The 1,351-nt window shown below is 57.1% G+C and carries 1 protein-coding gene and 1 pseudogene; one reads left to right on the forward strand and one right to left on the reverse strand.

The features are described 5' to 3' along the window. Positions 1 to 299: autoinducer binding domain-containing protein (locus tag IVB36_RS26290; RefSeq protein ID WP_247393489.1), on the reverse strand; the 299-nt coding region annotated here is incomplete at its 3' end. Between the two features lie 477 nt (positions 300 to 776). Here IVB36_RS26290 and IVB36_RS26295 point away from each other — a divergent pair. Continuing rightward, positions 777 to 1,198: pseudogene (locus IVB36_RS26295) on the forward strand (amidase family protein); the annotation flags it as partial. Positions 1,199 to 1,351: the final 153 nt, after the last annotated feature.

Raw genomic sequence — 1,351 nt, forward strand, 5'->3', positions numbered from 1 at the left:
GAGTCCGAGCAAATTGGCGGTCCGAATCCGGGCCCCCACCGAAACGGTCGAGCATGAATGATTGCTTGACGGACCACAGGGTCCAGCTCTTGGTAGCGGCGTTGCAAATAACGCGTAGTCCAGCCGGGCGGGTATGTTGAAATCAGCTTCGGAACGTCGCCTTCCTTCTTCGAGAGCCCGAGGTAGGCGAACGAAGATAGGCGCAGAGCTTTGGCGACGTCCGCCATACTTTGCCGCAGAGCAGTCTGGTCTCTGCTCTCAATTAGCCGATCGATAAACGTCTGAATGGTTCGGTTCATTTGCCGTCTATGGAGGCGCTTTCCGGTGAACTACTATCAATGGGTGTATACGCCTTCGCAAGTGCTTCATCGTCGAATTTTCACGCCGAACTCCCGGACTGCCCCGGGGCGCCGTCGAGTCGGCGGTCGTGACGGCAATGCAATCACCTTCGGAGGATCCGGTGGAGTCCTGCAAAAGTGTGTAAGACTTTGCCGGATCCATGCGCGGTTCGACGAGTTCTTCACGTTTCCGATTCTGCGTGAGGCCGTACACTCTCTCGGCGGCAGATGAATAGGGGCTGGCGCGCAGGGCTAGATTGAGGTGAATCGTGAACGGGCGGCGGCGCCCTAGGTTGGCTATGGAGAATTGCGACGAGTGCGCAGCCTGGCAAGTCCAGTAGCGGCTAGGTGTCTTCCCGGAAGCGCCGGCAGCATTTTTTGACTACTCGTCTCTAGCCCGGCCGTAAAGAATAGATCGAAAGCAACCGGAGTTCTGAAGTGCAGGAATTGATCCGTGACACCGCCTGCGGCATCGTCGATAAATTGAGAAATGGCGAAGTCGCGCCACTGGATCTGCTAGATGTGTTGGAAAAGCGGATTGCACAAGTCGATGGCAAGCTCAACGCGCTGCCGATCTTGTGTTTTGATCGGGCGCGCAATCATGCGCGCGCACTGATGCAGCAGCCACTCAGCGGGCGCGGTCTCCTGGCCGGCTTTGCCCGTACCCATCAAAGATCTGATTGACGTTGCCGGTGTGCGCAATACCCAAGGCTCGCGCATCTTTAAGGATAATGTCCCAACCAAGTTGTATTATGGTTGACCGCCTCGAGCAGAATGGCGGCCTTCTTTACGCTAGATCGAACACGTCCGAGTTCGGGGCCGGCGCAAACACTGTGAACGAGCTTTTTCGGAGCTATCGCCAAATTTTGGTGACGGCCGGAGCCGGTCAGGCGGCGGCGGTTATGGGCTGACGGTCGGTCGGCTTGGCGATGACCTCGATCCCATCATTGAATGTCACACCGACAACGAGTTTTGGCAACTGGTTGTGGCCATCGAGACGACGCCAGCTTCTC

This window comes from Bradyrhizobium sp. 35, from assembly GCF_023073215.1.
Classification (GTDB): Bacteria; Pseudomonadota; Alphaproteobacteria; order Rhizobiales; family Xanthobacteraceae; genus Bradyrhizobium; species Bradyrhizobium canariense_D.